Source organism: Yinghuangia sp. YIM S10712, from assembly GCF_051388935.1.
In the GTDB taxonomy this organism is placed as follows: Bacteria; Actinomycetota; Actinomycetes; order Streptomycetales; family Streptomycetaceae; genus Yinghuangia.
The window spans coordinates 14366-17736 of record NZ_JBPKBI010000024.1 but is presented as its reverse complement, the minus strand read 5'-3'; the positions used below and the strand labels follow the sequence as shown (position 1 = coordinate 17736).

Annotated in this window: 4 protein-coding genes; all 4 read right to left on the bottom strand. The window is 72.7% G+C overall.

Translation table 11 applies throughout. The features are described from left to right. Positions 1-32: 32 nt before the first annotated feature. The gene (locus tag ACRX5W_RS29795) at positions 33-950 is read right to left on the bottom strand and encodes a hypothetical protein (RefSeq protein WP_436791476.1); all 918 of its coding nucleotides are present in this window, start codon (positions 948-950) and stop codon (positions 33-35) included. 186 nt (positions 951-1136) lie between these two features. Continuing rightward, complete coding sequence (locus tag ACRX5W_RS29790; protein ID WP_436791475.1) at positions 1137-1394, bottom strand: hypothetical protein; 258 nt, start codon at positions 1392-1394, stop codon at positions 1137-1139. Continuing rightward, the gene (locus tag ACRX5W_RS29785) at positions 1391-2131 is read right to left on the bottom strand and encodes an SRPBCC family protein (protein ID WP_436791474.1); all 741 of its coding nucleotides are present in this window, start codon (positions 2129-2131) and stop codon (positions 1391-1393) included. The genes ACRX5W_RS29790 and ACRX5W_RS29785 overlap by 4 nt, the downstream gene beginning before the upstream one ends. A 31-nt stretch (positions 2132-2162) precedes the next feature. Continuing rightward, positions 2163-3371, bottom strand: a 1209-nt coding sequence (locus tag ACRX5W_RS29780) for a cytochrome P450 family protein (protein WP_436791473.1), incomplete at its 5' end; no start/stop codon positions are given.

Sequence of the window (3371 nt, the reverse complement as noted above, 5' to 3'; positions counted from 1 at the left end):
CGCGTCCGCCGGACGCGGCCCCTCACCGTGTATCAGCCCATTTCGGCGCGCCCGGTGGCGTGCACCGTGCCGTCGCCGGACTCCACCCGCAGCTCGATCACCCCGTCGGCAGCCGTCTCGCGTACGACGGCCAACTCCGCACCGACGAACGCCGGACGGCTGATCCGGTACGTGAACGACGCCGGCGCCGCCCTCTCCCGGCGCAGGGGCTCCAGCATCAGCCACGCCTGCAACGGGCCGTGCACCACCAGCCCCGGGTAGCCCTCGACACCGCGCGCGTACGCCTCGTCGTAGTGGATGCGGTGGGTGTTCGCGGTCAACGCGCTGATGCGGAAGAGCAGTTGCGGATCGGTGGGCAGCCGCAGCTCGCCCGCGTCGGCGGGCTGCCCCGCGGGCGCAGCCGCAACAGGGGGAGGCGCAACAGGGGCAGGCGCAGCCGCGGCCGCCGGGCCGGAGCCGCTGCCCGGCGCACCGGGATGAGGGAGCCCGGAACGGTAGACGAGGTCCTGCTCCTCGACCACGCACAGCTCGCCGTTCTGGCGCAGCTCGTTGCGGATGGTGACGAAGAGCATCGCGCCCCCGCGCCCGGTCTTGGGCTCGGTGCGCACATGCAGCGTGGTGGACTCCGCAGGCGTGCCGAGCAGCAGCGGCCGGTGGATGGTGAGCCGGCCGCCCGCGAACATCCGTCGGCGTTCCGGCAGCGGCGGGAGGAAGCGGCCGTGCAGCGGATGCCCGTCCGGTCCCAGCTCCGCACGCGCCGGCCAGTTGAGGAAGTACAGCCAGTGCCACAGGGGCGGCAGCGGCTCGCCCTCGGCCGGTGCCGTCTCGGGCACCCCCAACACGGCGGCCAACGCGCGGCACGGTCCTGCCGCCAGCGCGTCACCGGTCACGAGTGGCTCGGGCTTCCAGCCCTCGACCATCGCCGCGATCGCCTGGATGTCCTCTGCCACGACACTCCCTGGTCTGTCGACGGCCCTTTCCCCGGCCGTGTTCCGACCGGCAGCCGCGCTGCGCCGGTCCACGCCGGACCCGCCTTCCGGTTGCGGGTGCAGGCGCGGAGATCCTATTGCGCCCGGTGATCACGGCTTCGTCCGGGACGTTCCCGAAGGCTCTCGGCCGCTGCCGGACGCCGCAGGTCAGCGGCCGGGGCGGTCGAGCATCGCGAGGTAGGCGGGGAGTTTGTCCACGGCCTTCCCGGCGACGCGGGTGGTCTGGACGGTCCCGGTCAGGTGGTCGTGGACGATCAGCACGTAGCGGCCCTCCTGCCACTGGAGTTCGGCGCTGTAGACGGTGACGGTGTCCGGCGCGTCCGCTTCCCCGTGGAGAACGGCGTCCGCCGTGTCCTCCGGGGGGATGTGATCGTGCGGCAGGGCGGCGTCGGCGAACGTCGTCATGCGGCGGCCTCCTCCAGCCACGCGGACCACGACCGTGCCTCCGTGTCGGTGTCGACGGTCTCGCCGTAGAGGTGGTGGCCGAGCCACAGCGGCCACTGCCACGCCGCCCCGTTGAAGAAGCGGTAGAGCCCGTCCTCGGTGCGCAGGCCCAGGAAGTCGGCGTCGCGGTAGTCGACGACCGCGTCCTGGGTGCGCATGCCCTGCGGTGCGAAGAGGACGCCGTCGCCTGCGGCCGCGTCGTCGCCGACTCCGACCGCGCGGACGACGCGGGCGAACTGGTCGGATCCCTCGGTCGCCGGAGCGGGCCGGTCGGCGCGGACGTACGCGGTGGTCCGGCCCCGGAAGTGCGTGAGGTATTCGCGCAGGGAGTGGTGGTAGAAGTCGGCGTACCGCGTCGCGGCGTCGGCGCGGGTGTCCCAGCCGTCGTCCGGCTCACCGGTGTGCACCCAGTGGATCGACATGCGCATCAACGTCTGCGCGGCGTCCGAGGCCGACAACGCGTAGCTCAAGGTGTTGGAGAACCCGGTGTCGTCGGCGTAGCGGCACGCGAAGCGCTGCGGCGGTTGCCACGCGGTGACGGTGGCGGGCCCCCGGGACACGGTGCCGCCCACGCGGGGTTCCACGTCCATCGGGTACAGCCAGCCGCACGTGCCGGGGCCGGTCGCCACGGCGTGCCAGACGTCGTCGGGGCCGGCGGGCAGAGTGTGTTCGCGTTCGAGCAGGAATTCCCGGGGCATCGCGCGGTTCCTTTCGTCGGTCGGCGGATTGTCAGTACGTCACCGGCAGCGCTCGCAGACGGCGCTGCAACGGGTTGGTGTGCCATGCGAGTTCGTGTTCGGGGGCGGCAAGGCGCAGGTCGGGCATGCGGCGTACGGCCGTGTCGATCGCGATCCGGGCCTGCAACCGGGCCAGTGGTGCGCCGAGGCAGAAGTGCGGACCGTGCCCGAACACCAAGGCCCGCGCCCTGGATTGCCGGCCCCGGGTGATGTCGAGCCGGTCGGGCTCGCGGAAGCGCTCGTCGTCGCGGTTCGTGGAGCCGAGCAGCAGGTAGACCAGGTCGCCGGTCGCCAGCGTGTGCCCGTGGAAGGCGACGTCCTCGGCGACGACGCGGATGATCGCCTGCGTCGGTGTGTCGTAGCGGGCCAGTTCTTCCACCGCGGCCGGTGCGAGGGAGGGATCGCCGCGCAGCAGGGCGAGTTGGTCCGGGTGCCGCAGGAGGGCCAGCAGGCCGTTGCCGATGAGGTGCGTCGTGGTCTGATCGCCTGCGGTGACCAACATGAAGCAGGTGGACAGGAGTTCGTCGTCGGTGAGCCGGTCGCCGCGCGCCTGCGCGGCGGTCAGCGCGCTGATGATGTCGTCGCCGCCGCTGCCGCGCCGGGCGTGGATCAGCCCGGTCAGGTACTCCTCGAACCGGATGACCACCGCTTCCGCCTGGTCGATGTCGCCGGTGAGGTCGCCGAGGCTGCGGAACCACCCGGCAACACTTTCGCGGTCTTCGACCGGGATGCCGAACAGCTCGCACACGACCGTCACCGGCAGCGGGCCCGCGAAATCGGCGACGAGGTCGGCCTGCGATCCCCGAGCGAGTGCGGCATCCAGCAGGTCGTCGACGATCTCTTGTACGCGCCCGCGCAGTTGCTCGACGCGGCGGGCCGTGAACGCCTTGTTCACCAGGCCGCGCAGACGCGCGTGGTCGGGCGGGTCCGTGTTGGTCATGACGCGCCCGAGCCGTTCGGTCAGCCGGCTGAGCGCGCGCAGGCCGCCGTCGCGGGCGGCCAGCGCGTCGGTCATGCGGTCGCGGTCGTTGGACAGCCGCAGGTCGGCCAGGGCCGCCTCGACGTCGGCGTACCGGCTGAGGTACCAGACCCCGTGCGGGGTGCGGTGCACCGGGTGCTCCCGCCGCATGGCCGCGTAGACGGGATAGGGGTCGCGTACGAAACCCGGTGCGGCCATCGCGGCGGCGACCGGGTCGGGGGG